This window comes from Aminobacter sp. AP02, from assembly GCF_003148805.1.
In the GTDB taxonomy this organism is placed as follows: domain Bacteria; phylum Pseudomonadota; class Alphaproteobacteria; order Rhizobiales; family Rhizobiaceae; genus Aminobacter.
The window spans coordinates 127,431-143,250 of the sequence record NZ_QGGX01000007.1; the positions used below are offsets into that span (position 1 = coordinate 127,431).

General features: G+C 62.9%; 14 protein-coding genes. 11 read left to right on the top strand and 3 right to left on the bottom strand.

What is annotated here, in order from left to right; translation table 11 throughout:
- The first annotated feature begins 165 nt into the window (after positions 1-165).
- The 3 genes from C8K44_RS10970 (at position 166) to gndA (ending at position 2,623) form a co-directional block, all read left to right on the top strand.
- Positions 166-417, top strand: a complete 252-nt coding sequence (locus C8K44_RS10970; protein WP_109575827.1) for a DUF2171 domain-containing protein — start codon at positions 166-168, stop codon at positions 415-417.
- A gap of 192 nt (positions 418-609) precedes the next feature.
- Entirely contained in the window at positions 610-1,050 is a 441-nt protein-coding gene (locus C8K44_RS10975; RefSeq protein ID WP_109575828.1) for a Fur family transcriptional regulator, read from the top strand.
- Positions 1,051-1,195: 145 nt separating this feature from the next.
- Positions 1,196-2,623 (top strand): NADP-dependent phosphogluconate dehydrogenase, encoded by a 1,428-nt coding sequence (gene gndA / locus C8K44_RS10980; RefSeq protein ID WP_109575829.1) that lies wholly within the window; start codon positions 1,196-1,198, stop codon positions 2,621-2,623.
- Here gndA and C8K44_RS10985 read toward each other — a convergent pair.
- Positions 2,611-3,672, bottom strand: a complete 1,062-nt coding sequence (locus C8K44_RS10985) for a LacI family transcriptional regulator (RefSeq protein ID WP_109575830.1) — start codon at positions 3,670-3,672, stop codon at positions 2,611-2,613. The genes gndA and C8K44_RS10985 overlap by 13 nt on opposite strands.
- A 372-nt stretch (positions 3,673-4,044) precedes the next feature.
- On the opposite strand from C8K44_RS10985, the gene C8K44_RS10990 reads away from it, so the two are divergent.
- From C8K44_RS10990 to C8K44_RS11025, 8 genes are all read left to right on the top strand, one after another.
- The gene (locus C8K44_RS10990) at positions 4,045-5,274 is read left to right on the top strand and encodes an ABC transporter substrate-binding protein (RefSeq protein ID WP_109575831.1); all 1,230 of its coding nucleotides are present in this window, start codon (positions 4,045-4,047) and stop codon (positions 5,272-5,274) included.
- Positions 5,275-5,403: 129 nt separating this feature from the next.
- Positions 5,404-6,306 (top strand): sugar ABC transporter permease, encoded by a 903-nt coding sequence (locus tag C8K44_RS10995; protein ID WP_109575832.1) that lies wholly within the window; start codon positions 5,404-5,406, stop codon positions 6,304-6,306.
- Positions 6,299-7,252 carry a carbohydrate ABC transporter permease gene (locus tag C8K44_RS11000; RefSeq protein ID WP_199227072.1) on the top strand — a complete coding sequence of 318 codons (954 nt, stop codon included), beginning with the start codon at positions 6,299-6,301 and terminating at the stop codon, positions 7,250-7,252. Before C8K44_RS10995 ends, C8K44_RS11000 begins: the two co-directional genes overlap by 8 nt.
- Before the next feature lie 4 nt (positions 7,253-7,256).
- Positions 7,257-8,339 carry an ABC transporter ATP-binding protein gene (locus tag C8K44_RS11005; RefSeq protein WP_109575833.1) on the top strand — a complete coding sequence of 361 codons (1,083 nt, stop codon included), beginning with the start codon at positions 7,257-7,259 and terminating at the stop codon, positions 8,337-8,339.
- A gap of 24 nt (positions 8,340-8,363) precedes the next feature.
- A complete protein-coding gene (locus C8K44_RS11010) occupies positions 8,364-9,110 on the top strand; it encodes a sugar phosphate isomerase/epimerase (RefSeq protein WP_109575834.1) in 747 nt (248 codons plus the stop codon).
- Between the two features lie 11 nt (positions 9,111-9,121).
- Complete coding sequence (locus tag C8K44_RS11015; protein ID WP_109575835.1) at positions 9,122-10,264, top strand: Gfo/Idh/MocA family oxidoreductase; 1,143 nt, start codon at positions 9,122-9,124, stop codon at positions 10,262-10,264.
- A gap of 57 nt (positions 10,265-10,321) precedes the next feature.
- A complete protein-coding gene (gene mgrA, locus C8K44_RS11020; RefSeq protein WP_109575836.1) occupies positions 10,322-11,374 on the top strand; it encodes an L-glyceraldehyde 3-phosphate reductase in 1,053 nt (350 codons plus the stop codon).
- Positions 11,375-11,549: 175 nt separating this feature from the next.
- Entirely contained in the window at positions 11,550-11,963 is a 414-nt protein-coding gene (locus C8K44_RS11025; protein WP_109575987.1) for a Fur family transcriptional regulator, read from the top strand.
- A 3-nt stretch (positions 11,964-11,966) separates the two neighbouring features.
- Here the strand turns inward: C8K44_RS11025 and C8K44_RS11030 are convergent, their stop codons facing one another.
- Positions 11,967-12,596: a LysE family translocator gene (locus C8K44_RS11030; protein WP_109575837.1), complete on the bottom strand. Its 630-nt coding sequence runs from the start codon at positions 12,594-12,596 to the stop codon at positions 11,967-11,969.
- 1 nt (position 12,597) lies between these two features.
- Positions 12,598-15,582 carry a DNA polymerase I gene (gene polA, locus C8K44_RS11035; RefSeq protein ID WP_109575838.1) on the bottom strand — a complete coding sequence of 995 codons (2,985 nt, stop codon included), beginning with the start codon at positions 15,580-15,582 and terminating at the stop codon, positions 12,598-12,600.
- Positions 15,583-15,820 lie beyond the last annotated feature (238 nt).

Below are 15,820 nucleotides of genomic sequence, written 5' to 3' on the forward strand. Positions count from 1 at the left end.
GCGCCGAATGGGCGGCGGATACCATGGCTTACCTAATGGCAGCCGCCCCTCTTGTCAATGCAATTGCAAATCGTTTGCAACTAGATGAGGTAAGAGGCACCTTGCTGACGTCTTTTCCACCGCAGCTCGCATGGTCCTTGCCAATCCCAACCAAGGAGCATCATCGTGTCAGCCACCTCGGGAATTCGCGAGCATATGGAAGTCATCGGTGCCGACGGCGTTCACATCGGCACTGTCGACAAGGTCGAGAATGGTCGCATCAAGCTGACCAGGAAGGACAGCGGCGAAGGCAGCCACCGTGGCCACCACCACTACATTTCCACCGCTCTTGTCGCCGAAACCGAAGGCAACAAGGTACGTCTGTCGGCCAATGCCGATGTCGCGGTGACCTTCGAGGAAGAGGGCAAGTCGGGCTGAGCTTCACGGAGAGGCAGGACCGCCGCAAGCCTCGTTCGCCGCTTTCCGCATTTCCTCATCCTGAGCCTGTCGAAGGATGACAACGGCCGGGCGCGAAAGCGGGCGTCGTGGTGAATGGCCGCATGCTTCATCTGGGGATGAAGACATACATAATCTTTTGCAACTGGGTGTCATCTGGCACATAGTCGCGCCATGATGAAGACTGCCACGAAGCCAGTTTCCAAGAAGCCCGACTACGAAAAGGCGCTGCGCAAGGCGGGCATCCGCATTACCCGCCCACGCAAGATAATCCTGGGCATTCTGGGCGAGACCGAGGATCATCCCGACGCGCTCGAAATCTTCCGCCGCGCCGAGACCATCGACAAGAGCATCTCGCTGTCCACCGTCTATAGGACGATGAAGCTTCTTGAGGAAATGGGTGCGATCCACCGCCATGCCTTCGAGGGCGGGCCGTCGCGTTTCGAGCAGGCCGGCGGCGACCATCACGACCACCTGATCGACATTGACAGCGGCGACGTCATCGAGTTCCGTTCCGACCTCATCGAACAGCTGCAGCAGGAAATCGCACGCCAGCTCGGTTACGACATCGTCCATCACCGGCTCGAGCTTTACGGGCGCCGCCGCAAGGACTAGCGCGTCCATCGTGCTCTTGGCCAAGGCACGACGAGTTGATCGGCAACACACAGATGCGCGCCGGGCCGCGAGTTGACCTTGGCCCGGGGGCGGTCAATCATGCCGCCGCCTCAGGCACGTGAAATCAGCAGACAGGATAGCGATCATGGAAAAAGCCGAAATCGGACTGATCGGATTGGGCACGATGGGCTCGAACCTGGCGCTCAACATCGCCGAAAAAGGCCACCGTATTGCCGTCTTCAACCGCACGCCGGCCCGCACGCAAGCGTTTGTCGAATCCGCCGGTGCGCTCCGCGACATGGTCGTGCCCTGCGCGTCGATCGAGGAACTGACCGCAGCCATCCGCCCGCCGCGCCCCGTCATCATCATGGTGCTGGCGGGAACCCCTGTCGATGAACAGATCGCGGCCCTGCGCGGCGTCATGTCGGCCAACGACATCATCATCGACGCCGGCAACGCCAATTTCCGCGACACCATGCGCCGCTTCAAGGAACTCGAGGGTTCGGGCCTGACCTTCATCGGCATGGGCGTTTCGGGCGGCGAGGAGGGCGCGCGCCATGGACCTTCGATCATGGTCGGCGGCACCCCGGAGTCCTACAAGCGTGTCGAGGGCGTGCTGACCGCGATCTCGGCGAAATTCAAGGGCGAGCCCTGTGCGGCCTGGCTCGGCACCGACGGTGCCGGCCACTTCGTCAAGACCATCCACAACGGCATCGAATATGCCGACATGCAGATGATCGCCGAGATCTACGGCATCCTGCGCGACGGTCTCGGCATGAAGCCGAAGGAGATCGCCCCGGTATTTGCCGGCTGGAACAAGGGCCGTCTTGAATCCTATCTCATCGAGATTACCGCATCCGTTCTCGAAGCCGACGATCCCAAGACCGGACGCCCGGTGGTCGACATCATCCTCGACCGCGCCGGCCAGAAAGGCACCGGCAAATGGTCGGTGATCGAGGCGCAGCAACTCGGCGTTCCCGCGACCGCCATCGAGGCTGCGGTGGCAGCCCGCGTGATGTCGTCGATGAAGGACGAGCGGCTGGCTGCGGAAAAGGCTTATGGCGCCAACACGCTCAAGTTTACGGGCAGCAAGGATGAGGTGCTTGGCGATCTCGAGCTTGCATTGTTCGCCGGCAAGATCGCTGCCTATGCGCAGGGTTTTGCGGTCATGGCTGCAGCCTCCAGGGAATTCGGCTGGAACCTGCCGATGCCGACGATCGCCAAGATCTGGCGCGCGGGCTGCATCATCCGTTCGCAGTTCCTCGACACCATTGCCGAGGCTTTCGGCAAGGCCGACGCTTCGACCAACCTCCTGATGGTGCCGGCCTTCGTCGAAATGATGGGCAAGGCGCATCCTTCGCTGAGGCGCATCGTAGCCCGCGCTGCCGAAGCCGGACTTCCGGTGCCGGCACTATCGTCGGCGCTTGCTTATTTCGACGGCTACCGACAGGGCCGTGGCTCGACCGACCTGACGCAGGCGCAGCGTGACTTCTTCGGGGCGCATGGCTTCGAGCGCATCGATGCGCCAGGCGCGTTCCACGGTCCGTGGGGCAGTGGCAATCAGGCGTCGTAGGCTTCGACGGCACTTGGCGTGCTGAGGCTCTGCAGCGAGGCGATGTCGCGGCCGGCGATGCGACCAATCACGGCGCGGGCGAGTTCCGCGCCGGCCAAACGCACATCTTCGTTGACCACATAGAGCTGCGGCCGAAGCAGGTGCAGCAGCTTTGACGACTGCTTGGAAACGATGTCGATGTCCTGGCCAAGCTTGAAGCCGGCGTCCTCGACACCGGCGACCAGGGCGAACGTGCCGGCACCCGCACCGCTGACGAAGCCGTCGGGACGGTTGGGCCGGCGCATCAGATCGGCGGTAAGCTTGCGGATGTCTTCGATCGAGTGATCGACGGTCGCGGTCGGGAAGGGCACTTCGCTCAAGCCGTGCTCCATCAGCGCATCGGCGAAGCCATCGCGCATGTGGTGATAGTAGCTGAGACTGGAGGGTGGGGCGAGCAGCGCCAGCCGCTTGCGCCCGAGGGCCGCAAGCTTCTTCACCGCTTCGACCGAGTAGGCATAGTTGTCGAAATCGTGGAACGCATGATCGATGCCCATATGCGTGCGGCCATGCGTGGCAAAGGGCATGCCACGCTCGCTCATGTAGCGCACGCGCTTGTCGTCGGGTTCGGTGCGCGAAATGATGACCCCGTCGGCGGAAGCCGTGTCGACGACATAACGCACCGGTTCAAGCGGGTCGTTGTTGCGCGAATAAGGTGTGACGACGAGGTGATAAGGTGTCTGCGCCAGCGCCTCCGAGATGCCGTAGATGAGGTCCGAGACAAAGCCGCCGACCTGCTCCTCGGTGTCGAGCACGAGGCTGATGACGTTGGTCTTGCCGGTTCTCAAGCGTACGCCGGCGCGATTGGGCCGGTAGCCGATCTGGCGCGCAACAAGCTGCACGCGCTGCCTGGTCGCTGCACCGATTTCCGGCGCGTCCTTCAGCGCGCGTGAAACGGTGGTGACGCCCAGGCCGGTCATGAAGGCAATGGTTTTCAGCGTCGGCGGATTGGCCTCGCCGCCGTTGGCTTGCTCCACACCTTCGTCTGGCGGTGTCTTGTCGTTCATGGCCATGCCCGCCGTGTCCCTCGCTCGGCGCATATCGCATTTGCATCATGAACCTTGCAAGGGCCTCCGGCAAGAACTGTAACGTTACAGATTGAATCGGATCGATTAAAAATCCATGCTGCCTTTTCGGCTGGACTGGCTTGGCATCGTGCGCCGCAGCATGCTTGGCTGCCATTGATTCGGTTGGAAAATTGTGCCGAAAATGCTGCATTGCGGCGGAATTCAAGGCATTTTCTGCGGCTCGGCCGTTGGCTGCTTTAGTTCGAGACGCGAATAAATTCGTTCTGCCGCTGGTGCCTGCCATTGCGCGATCTCCAGACTTCGCTTAACCTCCGTATCTGTAACGTTTCAGATTCAGGGAGGAGTACGATGCGTTATATGCTGACGACCGCTGCATTGGCGGCGGGGGTCGCGCTTGGAGCCACCGGCTTGGCTTCCGCGACAGATCTCGAAGTGACGCACTGGTGGACCTCCGGCGGCGAGGCCGCGGCGGTTGCCGAATTCGCCAAGGCGTTCGACGCCACCGGCAACAAATGGGTGGACGGCGCAATCGCCGGCTCGGGCGACGTTGCCCGCCCCGTCATGATTGGGCGCATCACCGGCGGCGATCCGATGGGCGCGACCCAGTTCAACCACGGCCGCCAGGCGGAGGAACTCGTCCAGGCCGGACTGATGCGCGACCTTACCGACCTTGCCGCCAAGGAAGGCTGGGCCAACTTCATACATCCCAAGAGCCTGCTCGACGGCTGCACTTTGGACGGCAAGATCTATTGCGTGCCGGTCAACATCCATTCGCAGCAATGGCTCTGGCTATCCAACAAGGCCTTCGCCGACGCAGGCGTGGCCGTGCCGAAGAACTGGGACGAGTTCGTGGCGGCGGCTCCGGCGCTCGAAAAGGCCGGCATCGTGCCGCTCGCGCTGGGCCAGCAGCCGTGGCAGACCACACTCGCCTTCCAGGTGATCCTCGTGGCGCTCGCCGGGCCTGAAACATTCCAGAAGGTGTTCGGCGACAAGGACGCGGCTTTGGCAGGCGGTCCCGAAATGGCCAAGGTCTTCGCCGCCGCCGACCAGGCGCGCCAGATGTCGGCGAAATCCAACGTCCAGGAATGGAACCAGGCGACGGCGCTGGTCATCAACGGCAAGGCCGGCGGGCAGATCATGGGCGACTGGGCGCAGGGCGAATTCCAGATCGCCGGCCAGACTGCCGGCAAGGACTACACCTGCCTGCCCGGGCTCGGCGTCAACGAGATCATCTCGACCGGCGGGGATGCCTTCTATTTCCCCAAGCAGACCGATCCCGAAAAGGCCAAGGCGCAGGAGGTGCTTGCTTCGGAGATGCTTTCGCCGGCAACGCAGGTCGCATTCAACCTCAAGAAAGGCTCGCTGCCGGTTCGCGGCGATATCGATCTGAAGGCGGCCAACGACTGCATGAAGAAGGGCCTCGAAATCCTGGCCAAGGGCAACATCATCGCCGCCCCGGACCAGCTTATGTCGGCGGACTCGGTCACCCAGGTCAACGACCTGTTCGTCGAGTTCTTCGCCAACAAGCAACTGACGCCGGCGGACGCGCAGAAGCGCTTCGCCGAAATCATCGCCGCTGCGGACTAGAACGATAGACGCCCCGGCTCCGTCCGGGGTGGGTGGACCTCGTTCTGATGCGACAGCAGACAGCGGCGCTCTGCCGGTCCCTTGAGGGGAGGGACCGGCAGATTGTCCAAGCACCATGGAACCCGACCGATGACCCCTGTTGAGGCGGGCCGGCAGAGCCGGTTGTTTCGAAACCTGAGCGCCAAGATCGCGTCGATCCCGATGATCCTGACCGCGCTGGTCATCTTCGTCGGTGGCACGGCCTGGACCGTGTTCTACTCCTTCACCAACTCCAAGCTTCTGCCCCGCGCGACCTTTGTCGGTCTCGAACAATATGAGCGGCTATGGGCGACGCCACGCTGGCTGATGGCGGTCGAGAATCTCGCCATCTACGGTGTCTTTTCTCTCGTCTTTTCGCTGGTCATCGGTTTTTTGCTGGCCGCGCTGATGGACCAGAAGATCCGCTTCGAAAACACGTTCCGCACGATCTTCCTGTATCCATTCGCGCTGTCGTTCATCGTCACCGGGCTTGCCTGGCAGTGGATCCTCAATCCGAGCTTCGGCATCCAGCAAGTCGTGCGCAATCTCGGCTGGCAAAGCTTCACCTTCGACCCGCTCTACGACGCCGACATCGTGATCTACGGCATCCTCATAGCCGGCCTTTGGCAAGGCACCGGCCTGATCATGTGCCTGATGCTGGCGGGCCTGCGCGGCATCGACGGCGAGATCTGGAAGGCCGCGCGCGTCGACGGCATCCCGACCTGGAAGACCTATGTCTTCATCATCATCCCGATGATGCGCCCGGTGCTGGTCACCACGCTGGTCATCATCGCCAGCGGAATCGTCAAGGTCTACGACCTCGTCGTGGCGCAGACCAGCGGCGGTCCCGGCATCGCGTCGGAAGTGCCGGCCAAGTATGTCTACAACTACATGTTCCTGGCGCAGAACCTCGGTCAGGGTTTTGCCGCCTCGACTATGATGTTGTTGTCGGTGATCATCGTTGTCGTTCCGTGGGCCTATCTCGAATTCGGGAGCAAGCGGCGTCATGGTTGATCACGTCCTTCGCGCCACTCCAGACATGGCGGCCGCCGCCGCCCCGGCAGGCCGCGCCGGTGACTTTGCCGGACCGAGCGGGCCAAGACCGCGCCGCGCATTCTCGCGCCGCAACATATTCATCTACGGCACGCTTGCCGTCGTCGCGATCTACTATCTGCTGCCGCTCTACGTGATGGTGGTGACGTCGCTGAAGGGCATGCCGGAAATACGTCTCGGCAACATCTTCTCGCCGCCGATGGAGATCACGTTCGAACCCTGGGTCAAGGCGTGGTCGAGCGCCTGCACCGGGCTTAATTGCGACGGTCTCAGCCGGGGTTTCTGGAACTCTGTACGCATCACCGTGCCTTCGGTGTTCCTGTCGATAGCCATTGCTTCGGTCAATGGCTATGCGCTCGCCAACTGGCGCTTCAAGGGCGCCGACATCTTCTTCACCATCCTCGTGATCGGCGCCTTCATTCCCTACCAGGTGATGCTTTATCCGATCGTCATCGTGTTGCGCGAAATCGGGCTCTACGGCTCGCTGTGGGGGCTGGTGCTGGTGCACTGCATCTTCGGCATGCCGATCCTGACGCTTTTGTTCCGCAACTATTTCGCCTCGCTGCCGGAGGAGCTGTTCAAGGCGGCACGTGTCGATGGCGCCGGCTTCTGGACCATCTATCTCAGGATCATGTTGCCGATGTCGCTGCCGATCTTCGTGGTGGCGATCATCCTGCAGGTGACCGGCATCTGGAACGATTTCCTGTTCGGCGTCGTCTACACCAAGCCCGACACCTACCCGATGACGGTCCAGCTCAACAACATCGTCAACGCCGTGCAGGGCGTGAAGGAGTACAACGTCAACATGGCAGCAACCCTGCTGACCGGGCTGGTCCCGCTCGTCATCTACTTCGTCTCCGGCAAGCTTTTCGTCCGCGGCATCGCCGCCGGCGCGGTCAAGGGGTGAAGCGATGACCAGCGTTGTCGTCCGCGATGTCTCGCTCAATTTCGGCGCCTTCGATGTGCTGAAAGCGCTCAATCTCAATGTGCCGGAGGGCGAGTTCCTGGTGCTGCTCGGCCCGTCGGGCTGCGGCAAGTCGACTTTGCTCAATTGCATCGCCGGCCTGCTCGACGTGTCGGAAGGGCAGATCTTCATCAACGGCAAGAACGTCACCTGGGAAGAGCCCAAGGACCGGGGCATCGGCATGGTGTTCCAGTCCTACGCGCTTTATCCGCAGATGACGGTGGAAGGAAACCTGTCTTTCGGGCTGAAGACGGCGGGCATGGCCAAGGACGAGATCGCGAGCCGTGTCGCCCGCGCCGCCGAGATCCTGCAGATCGAGCCGCTGCTCAAGCGCAAGCCGGCGGCCCTTTCGGGCGGGCAGCGCCAGCGCGTGGCGATCGGCCGGGCGCTGGTGCGCGATGTCGACGTGTTCCTGTTCGACGAACCGCTGTCCAATCTCGATGCCAAGCTGCGCTCGGAACTGCGCGTCGAGATCAAGCGGCTGCACCAGAAGCTCGCCAACACCATGATCTACGTCACCCATGACCAGATCGAGGCGATGACGCTGGCCGACCGCATCGCCGTCATGAAGGGCGGCGTGATCCAGCAGCTCGACGCACCGCAGGTGATCTACAACCGCCCGGTCAACCGCTTCGTTGCCGGTTTCCTAGGCTCGCCTGGCATGAATTTCCTCGACGGTGAGGTCGAGGCAGGTTCGAAGCCTGCATTCGCCGTTGCCGGAGCAAGGATCCCCCTCGACCGCTACGGCTTCGATGGCAAGGCGACGGGCGGCAAGGCTGTGTTCGGCATCCGCCCCGAGCACGTAGCGATTGGGGAGGCGGCAGGCGCCATGCCCTTCGCCACCGACGCTGCGGTCGAGATCGTCGAGCCGATGGGCTCGGACACGCTGGTCTGGACGCGGCTTGGCGGCCAGAGCTTTGCCTTCCGCGTCGAAGCCGAACGCCAGCTGCACTCGGGCGACCGGCTCCGCATCGGCTTCGACCCGGCGCGTGCCTCGCTGTTTGACGGCCAAAGCGGCAACCGTATCTGACATCAACCCAACCGGACAAAGAACATGGACTGGTCATTCCAACTCTACAGCGCCCGCAACTTCCAACCTTGGGAAAGCGTGCTCGAGATGCTTGCCGGGCTCGGCTATAGCGAGGTCGAGGGCTTTGGTGGGGTCTACGAGAACCCGCAGGCATTTCGCGCCGAGCTCGACAAGAACGGCCTCACCATGCCGAGCGGCCATTTCGGCATCGACCTGCTCGAAAAGGATTTTGGCCGCGCCGCGGACATCGCCACCACTCTTGGCATGAAGCTCATCGCCTGCCCCTATCTCGAGGCGGCGGAGCGTCCGGCCGATGCGGAGGGCTGGCGCGATTTCGGGCGCAGGCTGGCGCGCATTGGCGACACCGCTCGCAAGGCCGGATTCGACTTTGCCTGGCACAACCATGACTTCGAGTTCGTGCCCTTCAAATATGGGTCCATGCCCCAGCGCCTGGTCTTCGAGGCCGCCCCCGAGATCGGCTGGGAAATGGACGTCGCCTGGGTGATCCGTGGCGGCTCCGATCCGCTGCACTGGATCGAGGAATTCGGCCCGCGCATCATGGCGGTACACGTCAAGGACATTGCCCCGCATGGCGAGGCGGCCAACGAGGACGGTTGGTCCGATGTCGGCCACGGCACGGTGGATTGGGCCGGGCTGGTGACGGCGCTGCGCAAGAACACGCCGGCTAAATATTTCATCATGGAACACGACAATCCGGCCGATTTCGAACGCTTCGCGCGTCGGTCGATCGCTGCCGCCCAGACCTTCTAGGGGAACATCATATGGCAAGGAAACTCGGCGTCGGGGTGATTGGCTGCGGCAACATCTCGAAGACCTATTTTTCGCGCGCGCCGGAATTCAAGGGCATCGAGATGCGGGCCTGCGCCGACATCAACATGGGCGCGGCCAAGGCAAGGGCGAAGGAGTTCAAGCTGCGCGCCGAAACGGTCGAAGGGCTGCTGGCGTCAAAGGACATCGACATCGTCGTCAACCTGACCGTTCCGGCGGTGCATTACGAGGTTTCCAGGCAGGCGATCGACGCCGGCAAGCATGTCTACTCGGAAAAGCCGTTCGTTCTGGCGATCAAGGATGGCCTCGACCTCAAGAAGCGCGCGGACAAGAAGGGCGTGCGCATCGGTTCGGCGCCCGACACGTTCCTGGGCGGCTCCCACCAGCTGGCGCGCCACCTGATCGATACCGGCAAGCTCGGCAAGATCACCTCGGGCACCTGCCATGTGATGAGCCACGGCATGGAGCACTGGCACCCCAATCCCGATTTCTTCTTCCAGCCGGGAGGCGGGCCGATCCTCGATCTCGGCCCCTATTACATCGCCAATCTCATCCAGCTGATCGGGCCAGTGAAGCGCGTGGCAGCACTGTCGTCGATCCCGGCAAAGGAGCGCACTATCTCGTCCAAGCCTCGCGCTGGCGAAAAGATCCCGGTGACGACGCCGACGACGATCCTGGCGCTGATGGAGTTTGAAAACGGCGCTGTCTTCACCTTCAATGCCAGCTGGGATGTCTGGGAAAACGGTCATTCGCCGATGGAACTTTATGGCGAGGCCGGCACGATCCACATGCCGGATCCGAATTTCTTCGGCGGCGAATTGCGCTACACCAAGGGTAACAAGCCGGTGAAGTCGCTGCCCAAGTGGGAGCATCCGTTCGGCGTGCCCAACGAGAAGCACGACCACGGCATGATGGCCAATTATCGTACGGCCGGCCTTGCCGACATGGCGCTGGCGATCATGCAGGGCAGGCCGCACCGCTGCTCGCTGGAACTCGCCAATCATGTCATCGACGTCATGACCGGTATCCTGAAATCGGGCGAGACGAAGAAGTTTGTCGAGATGCAGACGACCTGCGAGCGGCCGGAGGCACTTGGGCCAGCAGCAGCAAGGGGGCTGCTGGCGCCAGCGAAATAGGCTAAGGGAGGGGGACGGCTTCAAGCGCCGATTCCCCTATTCTCCGAGGACAGCATCATGACCTGGCAGCCGGCCGCCAATCGCTACGAAAACATGGTCTACAACCGCTGCGGCAGATCGGGCCTCAAGCTGCCGGCGATGTCGCTCGGCCTGTGGCATAATTTCGGCGAGGACACCCCGCACAAGACCAAGCGCGCCATCTGCCAGAAGGCCTTCGACCTCGGCATCACCCATTTCGACCTCGCCAACAACTACGGCCCGCCGCCCGGCTCGGCCGAGACGGCGTTCGGCGAAATATTGCGCACCGATTTCGCCGGGTTGCGCGACGAGATGATCATCTCGACCAAGGCCGGCTACGACATGTGGCCGGGACCGTATGGCGAGTGGGGCAGCCGCAAATATGTGCTGGCGAGCCTCGACCAGAGCCTGAAGCGCATGGGGCTCGACTATGTCGACATATTCTATTCCCACCGCTTCGACCCGGACACGCCACTCGAAGAAACGATGGGTGCGCTCGACCACGCCGTACGCTCGGGCAAGGCGCTTTACGCCGGCATCTCTTCCTACAATGCCCAGCGCACCCGCGAAGCCGCCGACATCCTGAGGCAACTCGGCACGCCATGCCTGATCCACCAGCCGAGCTATTCGCTGATCAACCGCTGGGTCGAGGATGACGGCCTGCTCGATGCGCTCGACGGGCTTGGCATTGGCTCGATCGTGTTCTCGCCGCTGGCGCAGGGCATGTTGACCGGCAAGTACCTGCAGGGCGTGCCGGAAGGCAGCCGCGCCTCGCAGGGCAAGTCGCTGCGCCCGGCCTTCCTCAACGACAAGAACCTCGCCAACATCCGCGCGCTGAACGGCATCGCCGAACGTCGCGGCCAGACACTGGCGCAGATGGCGCTGGCATGGGTGCTGCGCGGCGGCCGCGTGACTTCGGCGCTGATCGGGGCAAGCCGTCCCGAGCAGGTCGAGGATTGTGTCGGCGCCCTGAAGAACGCGACCTTCACCGAGGCCGAACTGGCCGAGATCGACACCTACGCCCGCGAGGCCGACATCAACCTTTGGGCCCGCTCGTCCGAGCGCGAAGGTCCGGCGCGGCAGAAGAAATAAGCGGGCACGCCAAAACCCCGAACGTGCAGGCGGCGGGAGTTCCCGCCGGTTGCTATTGGGGCAGATTGTCTTTGCCGGCCGGACGCGCTAGCAAAACCCTTGTCCAGTCGCCATCTAAGGCGATGGATTGTTCCGTCCGGGCATCGGCCGGGCCGAGGAAGGTGAAAAAAGAAAGATGGCGGCGCGGGTTACGCTGACGAAGAACCAGCAGAAGGTTCTGGAGAAACTCGAAGCGGCGACAGGCCCTCTCAGCGCCTACACGCTGCTCGACCAGTTGCGCGACCAGGGTTTTCGCGCGCCGCTGCAGGTCTACCGTGCTCTTGAAGGGTTGATGAAGGACGGATTCGTCCATCGCCTCGAAAGCCTGAACGCCTTTGTCGCCTGCTCGGAGCCGCACGACCATAGCCACCACAACCACCGCATGACGGCCTTCGTCATCTGCGACACCTGCGGCCAGGTCACCGAAATCTCGGATGAAACGATCGGCAACCAGCTCGATCATTGGGTCGGCTCGACCGGTTTCGTTGCCAAGAAAGCGGTCATCGAGTTCCGTGGAACCTGCGCCAAATGCGCAGCGCTCGCCGCGTAAGTTTTACCGCGCCGTCGAAAACGCGAACCAGATCGCCACAGCCGCCAGCAGCGCCGAAAGTATGCGTCGTGCGATCTTTTCGATGCGCACGTCGTTGAGAAGCGGCTCAAGCCGGCTCGCAAGCACGACGATCAGCGCATGGACAGCGGTTGCGACCGCCACATAGATCGCCGTCAGCGTGATTGTCTGCGCCAATACCGGCCGTTCAGCGACGATGAAGGTCGGCAGCACGGCGACATAGAAGACCGCAGCCTTAGGATTGAGCAGGTTGGTGACGAGCCCGCGCGTAAAATAGCGCCGGTCGGCGTCGGTGTCGTTTGCGACGGCCTCGCCGCCGCCTTTCCAGCCTTCCCATGCCAGATAGAGCAGAAACAGCACGCCGGCCCAGCGCAGCCCCTCATAGAGCAGGTCCGAAGCCTGGATCAGTTCGGTGACGCCCAGGGCAGCTACGATGCCGATGGTGGCCAGACCGAGCGCGATGCCGGCCACGGTGGCGAAACCGGCGCGCCGGCCCTCGCTGGCAGATACCAGCGCTAGGTAGGTCATGTTCGGCCCCGGCGTCAGCTCGATGATGAGGGCCGTCAGCCCGAAGGACAGCAACGTCGACAGGCTCGACGACGTTGCGCCCTCCATCTCAGTGCGCCTCGTCCCAGCTGTCGGCGGCGTTGGCGTCGACATGCAGCGGCACCGACATCGACGCCGCCGGCATGGCGGCATTTTCCATCACGTGGCGCACGACCGGGATGGTCGCAGCGACTTCGCCCTCTACGGTCTCGAAGATCAATTCGTCGTGCACTTGCAACAGCATGCGTGCCGACAGGTTGGCGGCGACAAGGGCGTCTTCCATGCGGATCATGGCACGGCGGATGATGTCGGCGGCGGTGCCCTGAAGGCGCGCATTGATCGAGGCCCGCTCGTTGAAGGCGCGCACCGACGGATTGGACGAGCGGATTTCCGGATAGTGGATGCGGCGGCCGAAGATGGTCTCGACATAGCCGTTGTCGCGGCAGAACGCCTTGGTCTCGTCCATATAGGCGCGGATGCCGGGGAAGCGCTCGAAATACTTCTTGATGTAGTCGGAAGCTTCCTCGCGCGGGATCGACAGCTGGTTGGCGAGGCCAAAGGCCGAGATGCCGTAGATGATGCCGAAGTTGATCGCCTTGGCGCGGCGGCGCACTTCCGATGGCATGCCTGCCACCGGCACGGAGAACATCTCCGACGCGGTCATCGCATGGATGTCGACGCCGTCGGCGAAAGCCTGCTTGAGCTGGCCGATGTCGGCGACATGGGCGAGCACGCGCAGCTCGATCTGGCTGTAGTCGGCCGAGATCAGCTTGTTGCCCTTGTCGGCGATGAAGGCGGTGCGGATCTTGCGCCCTTCCGCGGTGCGGATCGGGATGTTCTGCAGGTTCGGATCCGACGACGAGAGCCGGCCGGTGGTGGTGGCAGCGAGGGCGTAGGAGGTGTGGACGCGCTTGGTCTCGGAGTTGATGAAGCCCGGGAGCGCGTCGGTGTAGGTCGATTTGAGCTTGGTCAACTGGCGCCAGTCGACGATCTTGCGCGGCAGTTCGTGGCCTTCGGCGGCGAGGTCTTCGAGCACCTGGGCCGAGGTCGACCATTGGCCGGTCTTGGTCTTGGTGCCGCCTGGCAGGCCCATGCGGCCGAACAGGATGTCGCCGAGCTGCTTGGGCGAGCCGATGTTGAAGCGCTCGCCGGCAAGCGTGTTGATCTCGTCCTCAAGGCGCGCCGCACCCTGTGCGAGTTCGCCCGAAAGGCGCGACAGGATCTGCCTGTCGACGGAGATGCCACGCTGCTCCATCCGTGCCAGCACCGGCACCAGCGGGCGTTCCAGCCTTTCGTAGACCGATGTCAGTCCCTTGGCGGCGAGGCGCGGCTTGAGCACGTGCCACAGGCGCAGTGTCACGTCAGCGTCCTCGGCGGCGTAGGCGGTCGCCTTGTCGATGTCGACCTGGTCAAAGCCGACGAAGCTCTTGCCCGAACCGGCGACGTCCCTGAACGGGATTGGCGTGTGGCCGAGCCATTTCTCCGACAGCGGGTCCATGCCGTGGCCGCCATTGGTGCCGCCGTCGAGCACGTAAGACAAAAGCATCGTGTCGTCGAAAGACCTGATGTCGATGCCGTGGCGGTTCATCACCACCAGGTCGTATTTCAGGTTATGCGCGATCTTCAGCACGGAAGCATCTTCGAGCAGCGGCTTGAACACGGCGATGGCGTCGCGCACCGGAATCTGGTTCTCGACCAGCCCGCCGCCCAAAAGGTCGCCGCGCCCGCTCTTGTGGGCAAGCGGTACATAGGCGGCACGGCCCGGTGCGGTGGCGAACGAAAAGCCGACCAGTTCGGCCTGCATCGGGTCGAGTGAATTGGTCTCGGTGTCGAAGGCCACGACCCCGGCCTCGGTGGCCTCGGCGACCCAGGCCTTCAGCGTCGCGAGATCACGGATGGTGACATAGGCGGCGTGGTCGAATTTCTGCGCCACCGCCGCTTCGGCGATCTTGTTGGCGAGGCCGGTTGGCGTATCGAGGCCGGTGCTTGCGCTGTCAATGGGAGCGGCAGTTGGGGCGGCGACAGCTGCAGTGTTGCCACCGTTTCGGGCTGCGGCAGGCGCTGCGGCCGGCTTGGCCGGTGCGGCGCCCGAGCCGACATCCGGCCCATGCGCATCGGCGCCCCACTGCACGGTGACGGGCACTGCCTCGATCTCGCCGGCCTCAGTGCCGGTGGCATCGGCCACGCGCCTGGTCAGCGAGGTGAATTCCATCGTCTTGAGGAAACCGATCAGCTTCGGCCCATTGGGCGGCTGCAGCTCGAAATCGGCGAGCCCATCGGTCACCGGCACGTCGTTCTTCAGCCGCACCAGCTCGCGCGAAATGCGTGCCTTGTCGGCGTTGTCGATGATCGACTGGCGCCTTTTGTCCTGCTTGATCTCTGAGGCTCGGGCGAGCAGCGTGTCGAGATCGCCGAACTGCTCGAGCAGTTGGGCCGCCGTCTTCGGTCCGATTCCGGGTACGCCCGGCACGTTGTCGACGGAATCGCCGGTCAGGGCCTGCAGGTCGATCATCTTTTCGGGTGGCACGCCCCACTTCTCGATGACCTCGGGAATGTTGATCTGGCGATCCTTCATCGGGTCGTACATCGACACGGTGGGGCCGACGAGTTGCATCAGATCCTTGTCGGACGAAACGATGGTGGTGTCGGCGCCGGCTTCGCAGGCGAGCCTGGCGTAGGTTGCGATCAAATCGTCGGCCTCAAAACCTTCCATCTCGATGCAGGGCAGCTCGAAGGCCTTGGTCGCCTGGCGGATGAGGCCAAATTGCGGGATCAGGTCTTCCGGCGGCGCCGAGCGATTGGCCTTGTATTCTGGGTAGAGTTCGTTGCGGAAGGTCTTCGAAGAATAGTCGAAGATGACGGCGAAATGGGTCGGCACGACACCGGCATCGGTGTTGCGCGCGTCGAGCATCAGTTTCCACAACATGTTGCAGAAACCCGATACCGCGCCGACCGGCAGGCCGTCCGACTTGCGTGTCAGCGGCGGCAGCGCGTGATAGGCGCGGAAGATGTAGCCGGAGCCGTCGACAAGGAAGAGATGATCGCCTTTTTTCATGGCGATACGGGTAGCTTGGCACAGGCCGGCTGTCCATGGTCAAGCAGGCCTTGCCGCCGTCTACTGACAAGTCGTTGATAGTCTGCGGTCACCGACGCCGCTGAGCCTGCCTGGAGAGGCCAGCTGCGGTTTTTGCCCGGCTCAACCCTGCCATTTGGCGGAGGCTCTTCACCGATTTGCGTAAACGGGAAAGATCGATGGTCGATGGCAGATTATGCCCAAGTATCTTAGTTCGACA